This is a genomic window from Aestuariimicrobium kwangyangense DSM 21549, from assembly GCF_000421525.1.
GTDB classification, from domain to species: domain Bacteria; phylum Actinomycetota; class Actinomycetes; order Propionibacteriales; family Propionibacteriaceae; genus Aestuariimicrobium; species Aestuariimicrobium kwangyangense.
Genome location: NZ_ATXE01000001.1, coordinates 1,286,360 through 1,301,549, shown reverse-complemented (window position 1 = coordinate 1,301,549; position 15,190 = coordinate 1,286,360). Strand labels below are relative to the sequence as shown.

The following is a 15,190-nucleotide window of genomic DNA, read 5'->3' as shown; positions in this document are numbered from 1 at the left end:
GGGCCAACTGTCCTCCCGACGTGTCAGCTCGCTGCTGCTGAGCCTCCCCGACCAGAGGTCCGGGATGCAGCCCCGCCGGAGCCCGCGGAGGCCTTGCTGCCTGAGGACCTCGCTGCCGTGCCCTTCGTGGCGGCTGGCTTGGTGGCGGCTGCCCTCGCGGGGGCCGGCTGCTTGCTGGTGGCGCGGCTCGAACTCTTGCGAGCCGCAGTCTTCCGCGCCGTCTTGGCCGTCGGTGGTTCAGCATCGATGAGCGTCGGTTCCGCGTCCCCCACCGGCACGTGGCGGCCGTGCAGGATCTCCCGCAGGAACTCACCGGTCGCCGAGGTCTCGTGCTGGGCGACCGTCTCGGGGGTCCCCTCGACCACGACCTCCCCGCCACGGGACCCGCCCTGGGGACCCATGTCGATCAGCCAGTCGGCTGTCTTGATGACGTCGAGGTTGTGCTCGATCACGAGCACCGTGTTGCCTCCGTCCACCAGCTTGCCGAGCACACCCAGCAGCTTGCGGATGTCCTCGAAGTGCAGGCCCGTGGTGGGTTCATCCAGGACGTAGAGGGTGCGGCCCGTCGACCGCTTCTGCAGCTCCGCCGACAACTTCACGCGCTGCGCCTCACCTCCGGACAACGTGGTGGCAGGCTGACCGAGCCGCACATAGCCCAGACCGACCTCGACGAGGGTCTTGAGGTGCCTGGAGATGGCCGGGATCGCCTCGAAGAAGTCGGCGGCCTCCTCGATGGGCAGGTCGAGCACCTCCGCGATCGTCTTCCCCTTGTAGTGCACCTCCAGGGTCTCGCGGTTGTACCGCGCACCGTGGCAGACCTCGCAGGGGACGTAGACGTCGGGGAGGAAGTTCATCTCGATCTTGATGGTGCCGTCGCCCATGCAGTTCTCGCAGCGTCCACCCTTCACGTTGAAGCTGAACCGACCCTGCTGGTAGCCACGCACCTTCGCCTCAGGGGTCTGGGCGAACAGTCCGCGGATCTTGTCGAAGACACCGGTGTAGGTGGCCGGGTTGGAGCGTGGCGTTCGTCCGATGGGCGACTGGTCGACGTGGATGACCTTGTCGAGCTGATCCATACCGGTGATGCCCTTGTGGCGACCGGGCGCGGCCTTGGCCCCGTAGATCCGGCGCGCCAGAGCCTTGTAGAGGATGCCGTTGACCAACGACGACTTGCCCGAGCCCGAGACCCCGGTGACCGCGATCAGTTGCCCCAACGGGAACTCGACGGTGACGTTGCGCAGGTTGTTCTCGGTGGCGCCGTTGACGACCAGGGTGCGACCCGTGAGCGGACGTCGCTGGGCAGGCAGCGGGATCTCGCGGCGACCCGAGAGGTAGGCGCCGGTCAGCGACTCCTCGTTGCTCAACAGATCGGCCACCGTACCGGAGTGGACGACCTTGCCGCCGTGCTCACCGGCACCGGGACCGATGTCGACGGCCCAGTCAGCAACCCTGATGGTGTCCTCGTCGTGCTCCACCACGATCAAGGTGTTGCCCAGATCCCTCAGCCGCACGAGGGTCTCGATCAGCCGGCGGTTGTCGCGCTGGTGCAACCCGATCGACGGTTCGTCGAGAACGTAGAGCACCCCGACCAGACCGGAGCCGATCTGCGTGGCGAGGCGAATGCGCTGAGCCTCGCCGCCGGACAGGGAGCCCGACGAACGCGACAACGTCAGGTAGTCCAGGCCGACGTCGAGCAGGAACCTCAGCCGCTCCTGGATCTCCTTCAGCACACGCTCGGCGATCTGGCGGTCACGGTCGCTCAACCGGATCTCGGCGAGGAACTCGCTGGCCTCACCGATGGAGAGCTCACTCACCTGCGCGATGTTGCGTCCGCCCACGGTGACCGCGAGGCTCGACGGCTTCAACCTGGCACCACCGCAGGTGGAGCAGGGAATCTCGCGCATGTACTCGCCCCAACGCTCGCGGGCGGTGTCGGTCTCAGACTCCGCGTGCCTGCGCTTGACGTAGTGGAGCACCCCCTCGAACTTCTGGGTGAAGGACCGCACCCGTCCGAAACGGTTCTTGTACCTGACCACCACGGGGTCGCCCACGCCGTGCAGCAGTACCTTCCGGGCGGGCGCCGGGAGCTCCTCCCACGGTGTGGTGACCGAGAAACCCTCCTTCTCCGCGAGGGATTCGTAGACGTGCTCGAAGTGCGCGGCGACCTGGGGGTTGGCCCACGGCGCGATCGCTCCCCCGGCCAGGCTCAGGCTGCTGTCGGGTACCACCAGCTCGGGATCGACCTCCATGGACGTGCCCAGTCCGGTGCAGGTGGGGCAGGCACCCCACGGGCCGTTGAACGAGAACTGACGGGGTTCGAGTTCCTCGATGCTGATGTCGTGCTGGTTGGGGCAGGCCAACTTCTCGGAGTAGCGCCGCTCACGGTCGGGGTCGTGGGGTGAACGGTCGACGAAGTCGATGCCGACCACACCGTTCGCCAACCCCAGCGCCGTCTCGATCGAGTCGGTGAGGCGCTGTTTGGCGCTGGCCTTGATCGCGATGCGGTCGACCACCACGTCGATGTCGTGCTTCTTCTGCTTGTCGAGGACCGGGGGGTTGGTCAGCTGGTGCATCTCGCCGTCGACGCGCACCCTCGAGAAGCCCTGGGTGGAGAACTGCCTGAACAACTCCACGTGCTCGCCCTTGCGTCCGCGCACGGCGGGTGCCAGCACCTGCAGGCGGGTGCCCTCGTCCAGGTTGAGGAGCCGGTCCACGATCTGCTGCGGGCTCTGCCGGCTGATCTCCTCGCCACAGACCGGGCAGTGGGGGATGCCGATGCGGGCGTAGAGCAGGCGCAGGTAGTCCGACACCTCGGTGATGGTGCCCACGGTCGAACGCGGATTGCGACTGGTGGACTTCTGATCGATCGAGACCGCTGGGGACAGACCCTCGATGAAGTCGACGTCGGGCTTGTCCATCTGCCCCAGGAACTGGCGGGCATAGGCCGACAGGCTCTCGACGTAGCGGCGTTGACCCTCGGCGAAGATGGTGTCGAAGGCGAGAGACGACTTGCCCGACCCCGACAGCCCGGTGAACACGATGAGGGAGTCGCGCGGGAGGTCGAGCGACACGTTCCTCAGGTTGTGCATGCGGGCACCGCGGACGACTAGGCGATCATTCACATCGGGAAGCCTAGACCTCGCCCCTGACAGTTTTCGTCCACCGTTTTCGCACAGCGCCCGGGTTCGTTAGGTTGGCGACATGAGCCCGATGACCGCGCCACACCCGCATGGGTGGTCCATCGGTGGCAGCCTGCACGAGGTGCGCTCCCGCAAGCTGGAGATGACACAACGCCTGTTGGGCGAGACCATCCGGCTCTCCGACCGGGAATGGCAGGAGCCCAGTCTGCTGCCCGGGTGGACCCGCGCCCACGTGGCCACCCACGTGGCCCGCAACGCCGACGGATTCGTGCACAGTCTCGACGCCCTCATCAAGGGACGCCCCCAGCGCATGTACTCCTCCGAGGCTGACCGTCAGAGCGACATCGAGCGCGGCTCGCAGCGTACGGGCCTCGACCTGCAGATCGACCTGGACACCTCGGCCGGCAATCTCAACCGGGTGTTCGACCAGATCGAGGGGCTCGACCCCGACACCATGATCGAACTGCGTGCGGGGTTCCGCATCCCGGTGGTCCTGCTTCCCCTGGCCCGACTCAACGAGGTGGTGCTGCACCACATCGACCTGAACGTCGGTTTCACCCCCGACCACGTTCCCCAACCCGTCGCTCGCTGGCTGGTCGAGTGGACCCTGCTGCGGCTGGAGGGACGCGATGACCTGCCCCCGCTGCACCTGTCGTCCACCTCCGGCCTGGAGGCCGCCCTCGGCGGGGTCGGTGACCGGAGCGAGGTGCACGGCTCGGACCAGGCACTGCTCGGGTGGTTGACCGGCCGCAGCCATGGTGACACCGTCCAAGGCACCGGGGGCGTCATGCTCCCCCTGCTCGGCTGACCACCCCTACGGAGAGGATTCACCATGAGCCAACCCATCGAACCCGGTCACCAGCCGGACCGCACGGAACGGGCCCACCACGTCGAACCCGGCGGGCACACCAGCTTCGACCTCGGCGGAGGGGTCACCTGCCACAAGTTGTCGGTGGGCCCGATGGACAACAACGCCTATCTGCTGGTGCCGACGCAGGGGTCGGTGGTCCTGGTCGACGCGGCGAACGATGCCCACCGACTGCTGTCGGCGCTGGGGCAGCGGGCCCTGCACCACCTGGTCACCACCCATCGCCACCACGATCACATCAAGGCGATCGCAGAGGTGGTCGAGGACACCGGTGCCACCTGCTTCTGTGGGACCCCGGACGCCGCGTCCATCGCCGAGGCCACGGGTGTGGAGCAGCGGGGGTTGTGGACTGGTGACCGCGTCGCGCTGCACGAGGGACACCTGGAGGTGATCGGACTGGTGGGCCACACCCCAGGCTCGATCGCCCTGCTGTGGCAGCCCCAGGACGGCCCGCCGAGCCTGTTCACCGGCGACAGCCTCTTCCCCGGAGGTCCCGGGAAGACCGCCAGGCCGGATGACTTCAGCTCTCTGATGGACGACCTCGAGGCCAAGATCTTCGACGTGCTGCCGGACGAGACCGTCGTCCATCCCGGTCACGGCGACGCCACCACCCTCGGTGCGGAGCGACCGCACCTGACGGGGTGGCGTGTTCGCGGGTGGTGAACCCCACTGAGCATGTGATCACCGTGCGCACACCGGCCGCGGCAGTCTCCCTAGGGTGGAACACATGTCAGAGATGACCTTCACCCAACTCGGCCGCACGGGACTCAAGGTGTCCCGCATCGTGCTCGGCACGATGAACTTCGGCCCCCGCACCACTCCCGACGATTCCCACGCCATCATGTCGCGCGCCATTGACGCCGGCATCAACTTCTTCGACTCAGCCAACGTGTACGGCGGCGCCGACAACCGCGGCCACACCGAAGAGATCGTGGGCGACTGGCTCACCAAGTCCGGCAACCGCGACAAGGTGGTGCTGGCCACCAAGGTCTACGGCGACATGACCCCGTGGCCCAACCACGGCAAGCTGTCGGCAGCGAGCATCCGCAAGAACGTGGACGACTCACTGCGCCGCCTGCAGACCGACCACATCGACCTCTACCAGATGCACCACATCGACCGCGCCACTCCGTGGGAGGAGCTCTGGCAGGCGATGGACACCTTGGTCTCCCAGGGCAAGATCCTCTACGTCGGCTCGTCGAACTTCGCCGGCTGGCACATCGCCGCGGCGAACGAGGCAGCCAAGGCCCGCCACACCCTCGGCCTGGTCAGCGAGCAGTCGCTGTACAACCTGGCCGACCGCACCATCGAGCTTGAGGTGATCCCCGCCGCCGAGCACTACGGCCTCGGGGTCATCCCGTGGTCCCCGCTCGCTGGCGGTCTGTTGGGTGGCGTGCTCGCCGGCGCGGCTGAGGGTCGCCGCACCGAGGAGGGCATGCAGAAGCGGATCGAGAAGCTCCGGCCCCAGCTCGAACAGTGGGAGAGCTTCTGCGCCGACCGCGGCGAGAAGCCCGGAGAGGTGGCGTTGGCCTGGCTGTTGGCGAACCCCGTGGTGACCGGTCCGATCGTGGGACCCCGCACCATGGACCAGCTCGAGGGTGCCATCGCTTCGCTGTCGATCGATCTGGACGAGGCTGCCCTGGCTCGCCTCGACGAGATCTTCCCCGGACCTGGAGGGACTGCCCCCGAGGCCTACGCCTGGTGATCCCACCCGGCACACACGACGATCGCCGTCACCCCTGGGGGGTGGCGGCGATCGTCGGTGGTTGTGGTGCGAGCTCGCTCACAGCGGCGAGTCGACCGACTCGGGAACTTCGGCGGTCCGCTCCGACCTCGACTTGAGCAGGCTCGCCACGGTGGTCACCAACAGCGTCACCACGATCACCCCGAGCGACAACTCGATAGAGAAGTCGAGGGAGAAGCCGAGCTTCTCGTCGAAGTGGTAGTGGTGCATGGCGTGCAGCACGAGCTTCACACCGATGAACGCCAGGATCACCGACAGGCCGATCGGCAGGTACACCAGCCTCTGCAGCACGTCGCCCAACAGGAAGTACAGCTGGCGCAGGCCCATCAGCGCGAACACATTGGCGGTGAACACCAGGTAGGGCTCCTGGGTGAGCCCGTAGATGGCGGGGATCGAATCGAGGGCGAACAGCAGGTCCGTGGAACCCAGCGCGATGATCACGATCAGCATGGGTGTCATCACGCGCTTGCCGCGGTCGATGATGGTCATGCGGGTGCCGTGGAAGTCCTCGGTGGAACGGAAACGACGCTTGACCCATCGCAGCAGGAAGTTGTCGGTCGCCTCCTCCTCGGTGTCCTTCTCGATGAAGTCCTTCACCAGGTCGACCGCCGTGTAGAGCAGGAACGCGCCGAAGATGAAGAAAACCCATGCTGCGGCGGAGATGATGGCCGCGCCCATTGCGATGAAGATGCCGCGGAAGACCAACGCCAGGATGATGCCGATCAGCAGCGCGAACTGTTGGAGGTGCTTGGGCACCCGCATCTTGGCCATGATGATCAGGAAGATGAACAGGTTGTCTATCGACAGGCTGTACTCGGTCAACCACCCGGCGAAGAACTGCTTTCCGTAGGCTGCCCCGCTGAACACAGTGACGCCGATGCCGAAGATCACCGCCAGACCGACGAAGAGCAGGACGGCCAGCAGGCATTCCTTGAAGGACGGGACGTGCGGTCGGCGACCGATGACCAGCACGTCGATGGCGAGAACGGCGACCATCACCACGATGGTGATGGCCCAGGTGTACATGTGGACGTTCATCCAGCACCCTTCACGGAGAGTTGAGCATGAATCAGGGCTGGAGGTCTCTTCCACCCGATGGCGCCAGCAGCGTCAGGCGGGCGACAGGACCGGGATCTCGTCCGTGTTGACGACCCTGCGCAATGGAGTACTCCCCTCCGCCGACCATTGTGTCACCTTCACCGTGGCCGACCAGCGCTCGGCTGCGATCCCGCCGAGGCAGCACCAACGCAATGCCCTCATGACAAGCGCGGACGCATCGCCGCAGTGTCCACCGCAACAGTTGGCAAGGGTCAGCGGTTGGCCTCGATCAGCTGGCGCAGTTCCTTCTTGAGGTCCGAGATCTCGTCTCGCAGGCGAGCGGCCACCTCGAACTGCAGTTCGGCTGCCGCGGTGTGCATCTGCGAGGTGAGGTCCTGCACCAGGTCTGCCAGTTCGCTGGCCGCCATGCCCGCGGTGTCGAGCTGGCGGGTGGGCGAGACCGCCGGCACCGGCGACCGTCCCCGGTTGGGCCGTCCCCCCCTCGCCTGGTCGACGAGCTTCTCGGTGTCGGCGTCCTCCCGGGCGAGCATGTCGGTGATGTCGGCGATCTTCTTGCGCAGGGGTTGCGGGTCGATGCCGTGCTCGGCGTTGTAGGCCTGCTGGATGGCACGTCGTCGGTTGGTCTCCTCGATCGCGGACTCCATCGAGGGTGTGATCTTGTCGGCGTACATGTGAACCTGGCCGGCCACGTTGCGGGCGGCTCGTCCGATGGTCTGGATGAGGGAACGATCCGAGCGCAGGAAGCCCTCCTTGTCGGCGTCGAGGATGGCCACCAGGCTCACCTCGGGCAGGTCGAGCCCTTCTCGCAGAAGGTTGATGCCGACCAACACGTCGTACTCGCCCATGCGCAGTTCGCGCAGCAACTCGATGCGTCGCAGCGTGTCGACCTCCGAGTGCAGGTAGCGGGTGCGGACTCCGTTCTCCATCAGGTAGTCGGTCAGGTCCTCGGCCATCTTCTTGGTCAGGGTGGTCACCAGCACCCGCTCGTTCTTCTCGACCCGGCCACGGATCTCGCCCATCAGGTCGTCGATCTGCCCCTTGGTGGGCTTGACCACCACTTCGGGGTCGACCAGTCCGGTCGGGCGGATGATCTGCTCGACGAAACCGTTCGACCGTGCCAACTCGTACTTGCCCGGGGTGGCCGACAGGTAGACCGTCTGCCCGATCCGGTCGACGAACTCCTCGAACTTGAGGGGACGGTTGTCCATGGCGCTCGGCAGCCGGAAGCCGTGCTCCACCAGGGTGCGCTTGCGAGACATGTCGCCCTCGAACATGCCCCCGATCTGGGGAACGGTGACGTGCGACTCGTCGACCACCAGCAGGAAGTCCTCGGGGAAGTAGTCGAGCAGGCAGCTGGGGGCCGAGCCTGCCTCGCGTCCGTCGATGTGGCGGGAGTAGTTCTCGATGCCCGAACAGGTTCCGATCTGGCGCATCATCTCGATGTCGTAGCTGGTGCGCATGCGCAGCCGCTGGGCCTCGAGCAGCTTGTCCTGCTTCTCGAGCTGGGCCAGGCGCTGTTCGAGCTCCACCTCGATCTTCGAGATGGCCCGCTCCATCCGCTCGGGACCGGCGGAGTAGTGGGTCGCGGGGAAGATGGCGAGCACGTCGTCGTCGGTCACCACCTCTCCGGTGAGCGGATTGAGCGTCGAGAGTGCCTCGATCTCGTCGCCGAAGAACTCCACCCGCCAGGCCAGCTCCTCCCACATCGGGAACACCTCGAGGGTGTCTCCCTTCACCCGGAACGTCCCGCGGGTGCCTGCCAGGTCGTTGCGCGCGTACTGGATGCCCACCAGCGCCCGCAGCAGGGCGTCACGGTCCCACTCGTCGCCCACCTGCAACTGGATGGCCCGGTCGAGGTACTCCTCGGGGGTGCCCAGACCGTAGATGGCTGACACGGTGGCGACCACGATGCAGTCGCGTCGGGTGAACAACGAGTGGGTCGCCTGGTGGCGGAGCCTCTCGACCTCCTCGTTGAGCGAGGAGTCCTTCTCGATGTAGGTGTCCGTCTGGGGTACGTAGGCCTCGGGCTGGTAGTAGTCGTAGTACGAGACGAAGTACTCCACCGCATTGTCGGGGAAGAACTGCCTCAGTTCATTGGCGAACTGGGCGGCCAGCGTCTTGTTGGGTTGCATCACCAGCACGGGACGCTGCAACCGCTCGGCGAGCCAGGCCACCGTCGCTGTCTTGCCCGTGCCCGTCGCCCCGAGCAGCACGACATCGTTCTCGCCTGCGCGGATACGGCGTTCGAGTTCGGCGATGGCCGCTGGCTGGTCACCGGACGGCTCGAAGTCGGCCTGCATCGTGAACGGCGCGACTCGACGCTGCAACTTCTCCTTGGGACGCATGGGAACCAGCGTAGACAGCAGCCCTGACAAAACTGATGGGCCGGCCTCCGCTCACCGCGGAAGCCGGCCCATCCTGACCATCAGGAGCTCACAGGATCATGAGCTGCATCCCAGTCCACACCCCTCACGCCCCGTCCTCAGACCATGGACGAGAGGACCTGGTTGACGACCTTTGAGAAGTCATCGCTGTTGGCCTTGACGTCATCGACGCTCCCGCCCACGAGGGTTGCGGCGAAGGCCGCGTCATCGGCCTTGCGCACCGACACCACGGTGTCGATCACGACTGTGTCCGACCCGCCCGAACTGACGTCGACACCGGCCAAGGCCCCTTCGGCCACGGACAGGGCAGGGTCGACCTCGTGCACCTTGACCTGGCCCGCCTTGGCGTCCTGCAGGCTCTCCGCCTGACGGTCGAGGTACGCCTTGACCTCTGCCGCAGCGTCCTTCCCGCCCGGGGTGTAGGTCTGCAGCAGCAGCGCCGACCCGTCCGCGGCCTGCAGCACGTAGAAGTCCTTGCTGGTGTCGTGCTTGACCACCTTCCATCCCTGGGGGACGGATGCCCGGATGTTGTGGCGGAAGGCCAGTTCGTCGCTGGTCCCCGGCTCTTCGGTCGGTTCGGCGGATGAGCTGGAGCTGGGGCCGCCGGAGGTGTCGGCCGAGGCGCTCGAGGAGGGTTCCTGGCTGGGCTCGTCGCTCGGTTCCGGGGCCGTGGGCGTCGACACCGAGATGGGCGCGGTCGGTTCAGGCCCCGCCTTGCCCCTGGACCCCACCAGCCCGATCACGACTCCGAGCACCACGACCAGCGCGATGCCGATGGCGACCATCACCAGCACGGGACGACGACGCCCTGGTCGCGGGGGTTGGGCACCCCCGAATCCGGTGAAGCCCTGGCCGTAGGGCTGTCCGGGCTGCTGACCATAGGGCTGTCCGGGCTGCTGACCGTAGGGCTGTCCGGGCTGCTGACCATAGGGCTGACCGGGCTGCTGGCCCCACGACTGAGGCGACTGCCCCTGCTGGTTCGGGCTGCTCATGAGCGGGCCTCCAGATCATCGTTGCGGGCATCATCGGGGGCGGTGGGCGCTGGACCTGCACCTGCCAACACGGCGCGTTGCGGGTGCAGGCGTCCCTTGACCGTGGACTTCTGTGCCAGTCCACAGTTCGAGCAGAACGCGGCCCCGCCGAGCAGCGGCATCTCGCAGGAGGCGCAATGGGTGAGGTCGCCCTCGACACCGACGCCGCCGGCCCCATGACGGGCGGTGGCCTCGAGCGCTGCCTCGACCAGACCGGTCTGCAGCACTCCCCTGATCCTGATCAGCAGTGCGCCGAGCAGCACGCCCCCGAGCACCACGGACAGAACCAGACCGAGCCAGACAGGGCTCACGAAGCTCAGCAGATAGGTGCCACCGAAGTAGAGAGCGTTCCAGGCGACGGCCTCGAGCACTGCCAACAGGTAGCGCACCGTGAAGCCGTCATAGCCCTTCCCCAGTCCCGAGAACTCTGCGCATGCGATGCCCGAAGCGGTCCCGATCACCAGCGGCTTGATGAAGCCCTCGAGCACCAGCAGCGCCACCCAGGTGGCTGCGCTCTGTCCGGGCGCGTGGAAGCCCTGCCCCAGCAGGTCCCAGTGCTTGACCAGGGTGTCGGCCGTGGCGAACGCCACGCCCGAGATGACCCCGAAGGTGAGACCGTCCATCAGGTCGTCGAACTCCGGTCGAGCCGCCAGCACCACTGGACCCACCTGCCGAATGAGTTCACCCACGACCGGCACCAGCAAGGCGGTGATCAGCACCCCCGCCATCGTCGGGGTGGCTGCCGCGTCGAACGCGCGCGCACTCACCAGGGGACCTCGCAGCGTCGTCCACCCCACCGTGAACAGGGCCGCCAGCGCGAACGTGAGTCCGAACGCCAGACCGGTGACCGGCAAGGGTTCGTCCTCCCAGAGGTTCACGTCGTAGAGGTAGACGATGTAGATCAGGGGGATGGCCAGGGCCGCCACGAGGATGGCCACGGGAAGCGCACCCAGCAGGGCGGCGACCACGGCGACCACGAAGGACACCCCAAAGGCGATCTGGTACGTGCGGGGACGTTCGGCGGCACCCTTCGGCATGATCGACGAGACCAGCCGGAAGGAACGCACCGGCTCGTCGGGTTTGGCCGCGAAGGAGCGACGGGCGCCGTCGCCCGCCGAGAGGTCGTGACCGCAGGCGTGGCAGAAATGTCCAGCCTCCGGCAGTTCGGTGCCGCAGCGTGGGCAGCTCACAGGTCGCTCCTTGGAGTGGGGGGACTGCGCCGAGCAGGCGCGTGACGGGTCCAGTCAATCCCATCGGAGGGTTAGTTGACCTTCAACGACAACCGGGTCAGGCGTGCAGCTCACGCCACCACTGGTCGACCTGTGCGATCAGCGCAGCCCTGTCGCCGGAGTTGTCGAACACCGTGGTGGCGGCCGTCAACCGCTGGTCGCGGCTCGCCTGTGCCCGTATCCGAGCCTCAGCCGCGGCCGGCGTGAGACCAGAACGACGGACGAGACGTTCGCGCTGCAGATCCTCGGGAAGGTCGACGACGATGACCTCGTCGAATGCGCCGGACTGCCCTGTCTCGACCAGCAGGGGGATCATCTCGACCACCACCCGACCGGGATGGCAACAGCGAAGGGTCGCCGCGAGTGCCCGGACCCGCGGGTGGATGATCGCCTCGAGGTCACGGCGGGCGGTGTCGTCCGCGAAGACGATCTGACCGAGGCGGGCCCGATCAAGTCCGCCCCCCTCCCCCACCACCTGCGGTCCGAACCTGGCAATCACCTGGGCGAGGCCGTCGGTGCCGGGCTCAACGACGCGCCGGGCGAGCTCGTCGGCATCGATCACCACGGCCCCCAACTCGGTCAGCCGCTCGGCAACGGTGGACTTGCCCGAGGCGATTCCCCCCGTCAGCCCGATCCGCCGCGGCTGCGCAGAGCGAGGTGGATGAGGGGCCATGCCACCAGTCTTGCGCATCGGGCGCTGCCCGCAGTGGGCGTTGTCACCGACGGGTAGACTGGCATCAGCTGTAGGCACAAGCCCGTGGCCGAACCGACGCCGAAGCGTCCCCACGCCACCAAGCAGAGAGCCAGGTGCAGCAGACATGAGCGAGACGCTGCTTCGTTCGTCGCCCGCGACGGACACCCCCTCGAAATACGTCGACGCCGCCTCGTTCCCACCCCAGCTGCGTGCCTTCGTCGAGGTGTCGACCCTCGCCAAGGGTCTTGGACTGATGAAGCGGGCGCGCTGGTTCTACGCCCTGTTGCTCACCATCCTGGCCCTCGGGCTGGGCGGCTGCATCGCCGGGTTCATCCTGCTGGGGCACAGCTGGTTCCAGCTCCTGATCGCAGCGGCGCTGGGCATCATCTTCACCCAGGTCGCGTTCGTCGGACACGAGGCCGACCACCGTCAGATCCTCGAATCCGGGGAGAACAACAACCGCCTGGCCAGATTGCTGGCCACGGGCGTGGTGGGGCTGTCGCTGTCGTGGTGGCAGAACAAGCACTCGCGGCACCACGGCAACCCCAATCGGGTCGGCAAGGACCCCGACATCGAACGCGACACCATCTCATTCCTGGAGGAGGACGCCAGCCGGGCCAAGGGCTGGCTCCGGTGGGTCACCAAGCGGCAGGGTTGGCTGTTCTTCCCGCTGCTCACCCTCGAGGGCCTGAACCTGCACCTGCACAGCGTGCGTCACGTGCTGGGCCGCGGGAAGGTCGACAAGAGGGCCACGGAGATCGTGCTGCTGGCCGTGCGCTTCGCCGCAGTTCTCGTGCCCGTGTTCTGGCTCCTGCCGCTGGGGATGGCCTTCGCCTTCGTCGGCGTGCAAGTGGCGGTGTTCGGCGTGTACATGGGCGCATCGTTCGCGCCGAACCACACCGGGATGCCGATCATCGACAAGCGAGCCCGACTGGACTTCTTCACCAAGCAGGTGCGGACCTCCCGCAACATCCGCGGGGGCTGGGCGGCCAGCCTCCTGATGGGCGGCCTCAACTACCAGATCGAGCACCACCTCTTCCCGACCATGGCACGCCCCCACCTCGGCAAGGCCCGAGCCATCGTCCGCGACTACTGCCGCAAGCACAACGTGCCCTACACCGAGACCACCCTGCTGGCGTCCTACGGCATCGTCGTCCGATACCTCAACGAGGTGGGACTGCACGCCCGTGACCCGTTCGACTGCCCCATGAACGCGCAGTACCGCCGGGTGTGACCCCGACGTGACGCGACGACGTCCCGGCACCCTCGGGTGCCGGGACGTCCTTGTTCAGGCGGGCTTGAGGTTCAGCAGGGTCAGGATCGAGTGATTGACCCCACCGACGCCCGGCAGGTAGGCGGTCGCACCGGGCTCGGGGAAGCCCGTCCACTTCCGTGAACTCCACAGCACACCCTGGGCGTTGGTCATCACGGGGATGAACGGGGCGTCGTCCGCCACGGCCTTCTGCATGGCCTCGATCAGCGGCTTCAGCCCCTCTGCGTCGTCGGAGCGGAAGTCACTCATCTTCTTGACGTTGTCCTGCATGGCCTTGTTCTGCCAACGACCGTAGTTGCCCCACACGTTCTCCTTGGTGCCGATCGGCTGCCAATTGCTCTTGGAGTACTGCGCGAAGGCCTGGTAGTAGTTGCCCGAACTGACGCCTCCTGCGGCGAACATGTCGTACTCGCCCTTGACCGCCTTGTCGTTGAAGACCTGGGTGGGGGTGGGTTGCCAGGCAACCTTGACCCCCAACGCCTTCATCCACTGGTCGATCAGCACCTGGCCCAGCTGCATCCAGACCTGGTTGGAGTTGTCGAGCACCAGCGCGATCGGGTGCGCCTTGCCACCCTTGCTGAGGTGACCGTCCACCACGGTCCAGCCGGCGTCTGCGAGAGCCTTCTTCGCGCCCTCGACATCGGCCTTCTGCGCCTGCTTGTAGTCGGGAAGCAAGGTGTCGGAGTACACCTGCGGGTCGAGGCCGGTGACGCTCGGCACGGTGTAGCCGGTCGCCGCCAAGTCTGCCGCCGCCTGCAGGTCGAGGCTTCCGCGCAGAGCGGTGCGCACGGCGACGTCGTTGAAGGGCGCCTTGAGGCAGTTGAAGGTGATGATCTGCGAGCCGCCCGAGGGGTAGACCGAGAAGTGGTTGAGCTCGGGGTTCTTCGCCACGAAATCCTTCTCGATGCCGGGGGCGGTGCCCTCAGCGAGGTCGAGGTCGCCACGGTCGAGTTGGCTCTCGACCCCGCCGATGGGCCCCATGGGTTTGAACTTCACCGTCTTCACTCCGTTGCCCTTGCCGCCCCAGTAGTCCTCGCGCCAGGTGTAGGTGACCAATTGCGGGTCGAACGACTCCAGGGTGCAAGGACCGGTGCCGACGGGCTTGTCATTCGTGTCGGTCTTGCGGTCCTTCGACTTCCACACGTGGGCCGGGATGATCGGGTAGTACATGGCGTAGCTGGCCATCTGCTGGTACTCGGTGTCGTTGAAGTAGACCTTGCAGGTGTACTTGTCGGTCGCCTCCGGGGGCTTCTTCGCCCAACACTTCTCCGGGTCGGGGCAGGCGTCGCCGTTGATGAAGCCCAGCGTGTAGGCGAAGTCGTCCGCGGTCATCTCGACGCCGTCGGACCACTTCACACCCTTGCGCAGGTGGAACACCATGGTCGACCCGTCGTCCTCCATCTCGTAGCTCTCGGCGAGCATGGGGATGAAGTGGCCGGGCTTGGTGTAGTCGAGCGCGAACGGCGATTCATAGATCAAGTTGAGGCCGGGGGCCGTGCCGTTCTGGTTGGCGCCGTACCAGTTGAAGTTCTTGGGGTACGTCGGTCCACCCGAGGCGAGGGTGATGACACCGTCATTGGTGGCCACCTTGCTCGCGGACGAACCGGACGTGGCACTGGTTCCGGAACCGCCCGGCTTGGCGCCTCCCTGGCCGGCGCAGGCAGCTGTGCCTGCGAGCGCGCCGACGGACAGCGTCGCCAGCACGGCACGACGTGACAGGTTCAGAGACATCGTTGTTCCTTCATGGTTGGGGTGCCGTCGCAGCGCG

At 66.7% G+C, this 15,190-nt stretch carries 11 protein-coding genes; 4 read left to right on the top strand and 7 right to left on the bottom strand.

The window, feature by feature from the left end:
• Window positions 1–23 precede the first annotated feature (23 nt).
• A complete protein-coding gene (gene uvrA, locus H507_RS15060) occupies window positions 24–3,089 on the bottom strand; it encodes an excinuclease ABC subunit UvrA (protein WP_245558853.1) in 3,066 nt (1,021 codons plus the stop codon).
• Window positions 3,090–3,201: 112 nt separating this feature from the next.
• Here uvrA and H507_RS15055 point away from each other — a divergent pair, with 112 nt between their 5' ends.
• The 3 genes from H507_RS15055 (at window position 3,202) to H507_RS0105740 (ending at window position 5,713) form a co-directional block, all read left to right on the top strand.
• Complete coding sequence (locus tag H507_RS15055) at window positions 3,202–3,948, top strand: maleylpyruvate isomerase family mycothiol-dependent enzyme (RefSeq protein WP_084707636.1); 747 nt, start codon at window positions 3,202–3,204, stop codon at window positions 3,946–3,948.
• Window positions 3,949–3,972: 24 nt separating this feature from the next.
• On the top strand, window positions 3,973–4,671 hold the full coding sequence (locus H507_RS0105745; protein ID WP_022909771.1) for an MBL fold metallo-hydrolase: 699 nt from the start codon (window positions 3,973–3,975) through the stop codon (window positions 4,669–4,671).
• A 64-nt stretch (window positions 4,672–4,735) separates the two neighbouring features.
• Window positions 4,736–5,713, top strand: coding sequence for an aldo/keto reductase (locus H507_RS0105740; protein WP_022909770.1), 978 nt, complete (start codon window positions 4,736–4,738; stop codon window positions 5,711–5,713).
• Window positions 5,714–5,791: 78 nt separating this feature from the next.
• On the opposite strand, the gene H507_RS0105735 is transcribed toward H507_RS0105740, so the two are convergent.
• The 5 genes from H507_RS0105735 to coaE all read right to left on the bottom strand — a co-directional run bounded on the left by H507_RS0105735 (window position 5,792) and on the right by coaE (window position 12,128).
• Window positions 5,792–6,790 (bottom strand): TerC family protein, encoded by a 999-nt coding sequence (locus H507_RS0105735; protein WP_022909769.1) that lies wholly within the window; start codon window positions 6,788–6,790, stop codon window positions 5,792–5,794.
• Window positions 6,791–7,062: 272 nt separating this feature from the next.
• Window positions 7,063–9,156: an excinuclease ABC subunit UvrB gene (gene uvrB, locus H507_RS0105730; RefSeq protein WP_022909768.1), complete on the bottom strand. Its 2,094-nt coding sequence runs from the start codon at window positions 9,154–9,156 to the stop codon at window positions 7,063–7,065.
• Window positions 9,157–9,293: 137 nt separating this feature from the next.
• Window positions 9,294–10,187, bottom strand: a complete 894-nt coding sequence (locus H507_RS18070; RefSeq protein ID WP_022909767.1) for a hypothetical protein — start codon at window positions 10,185–10,187, stop codon at window positions 9,294–9,296.
• Complete coding sequence (locus H507_RS15045) at window positions 10,184–11,416, bottom strand: zinc ribbon domain-containing protein (RefSeq protein WP_022909766.1); 1,233 nt, start codon at window positions 11,414–11,416, stop codon at window positions 10,184–10,186. The genes H507_RS18070 and H507_RS15045 overlap by 4 nt, the downstream gene beginning before the upstream one ends.
• Window positions 11,417–11,513: 97 nt before the next feature.
• The gene (gene coaE, locus H507_RS0105715; protein WP_051139643.1) at window positions 11,514–12,128 is read right to left on the bottom strand and encodes a dephospho-CoA kinase; all 615 of its coding nucleotides are present in this window, start codon (window positions 12,126–12,128) and stop codon (window positions 11,514–11,516) included.
• A 145-nt stretch (window positions 12,129–12,273) separates the two neighbouring features.
• Between coaE and H507_RS0105710 the strand changes: the two genes are divergently transcribed.
• Complete coding sequence (locus H507_RS0105710) at window positions 12,274–13,383, top strand: fatty acid desaturase family protein (RefSeq protein ID WP_022909764.1); 1,110 nt, start codon at window positions 12,274–12,276, stop codon at window positions 13,381–13,383.
• A gap of 54 nt (window positions 13,384–13,437) precedes the next feature.
• On the opposite strand, the gene H507_RS0105705 is transcribed toward H507_RS0105710, so the two are convergent.
• Window positions 13,438–15,153: an ABC transporter substrate-binding protein gene (locus H507_RS0105705; RefSeq protein WP_022909763.1), complete on the bottom strand. Its 1,716-nt coding sequence runs from the start codon at window positions 15,151–15,153 to the stop codon at window positions 13,438–13,440.
• Window positions 15,154–15,190: the final 37 nt, after the last annotated feature.

What these genes read in the sequence shown, in the direction of transcription:
- uvrA (WP_245558853.1), bottom strand. Translation starts at nt 3,089, where the DNA reads ATGCACAACCTGAGGAACGTGTCGCTCGACCTCCCGCGCGACTCCCTC.
- H507_RS15055 (WP_084707636.1), top strand. Translation starts at nt 3,202, where the DNA reads ATGAGCCCGATGACCGCGCCACACCCGCATGGGTGGTCCATCGGTGGC.
- H507_RS0105745 (WP_022909771.1), top strand. Translation starts at nt 3,973, where the DNA reads ATGAGCCAACCCATCGAACCCGGTCACCAGCCGGACCGCACGGAACGG.
- H507_RS0105740 (WP_022909770.1), top strand. Translation starts at nt 4,736, where the DNA reads ATGTCAGAGATGACCTTCACCCAACTCGGCCGCACGGGACTCAAGGTG.
- H507_RS0105735 (WP_022909769.1), bottom strand. Translation starts at nt 6,790, where the DNA reads ATGAACGTCCACATGTACACCTGGGCCATCACCATCGTGGTGATGGTC.
- uvrB (WP_022909768.1), bottom strand. Translation starts at nt 9,156, where the DNA reads ATGCGTCCCAAGGAGAAGTTGCAGCGTCGAGTCGCGCCGTTCACGATG.
- H507_RS18070 (WP_022909767.1), bottom strand. Translation starts at nt 10,187, where the DNA reads ATGAGCAGCCCGAACCAGCAGGGGCAGTCGCCTCAGTCGTGGGGCCAG.
- coaE (WP_051139643.1), bottom strand. Translation starts at nt 12,128, where the DNA reads ATGGCCCCTCATCCACCTCGCTCTGCGCAGCCGCGGCGGATCGGGCTG.
- H507_RS0105710 (WP_022909764.1), top strand. Translation starts at nt 12,274, where the DNA reads ATGAGCGAGACGCTGCTTCGTTCGTCGCCCGCGACGGACACCCCCTCG.
- H507_RS0105705 (WP_022909763.1), bottom strand. Translation starts at nt 15,153, where the DNA reads ATGTCTCTGAACCTGTCACGTCGTGCCGTGCTGGCGACGCTGTCCGTC.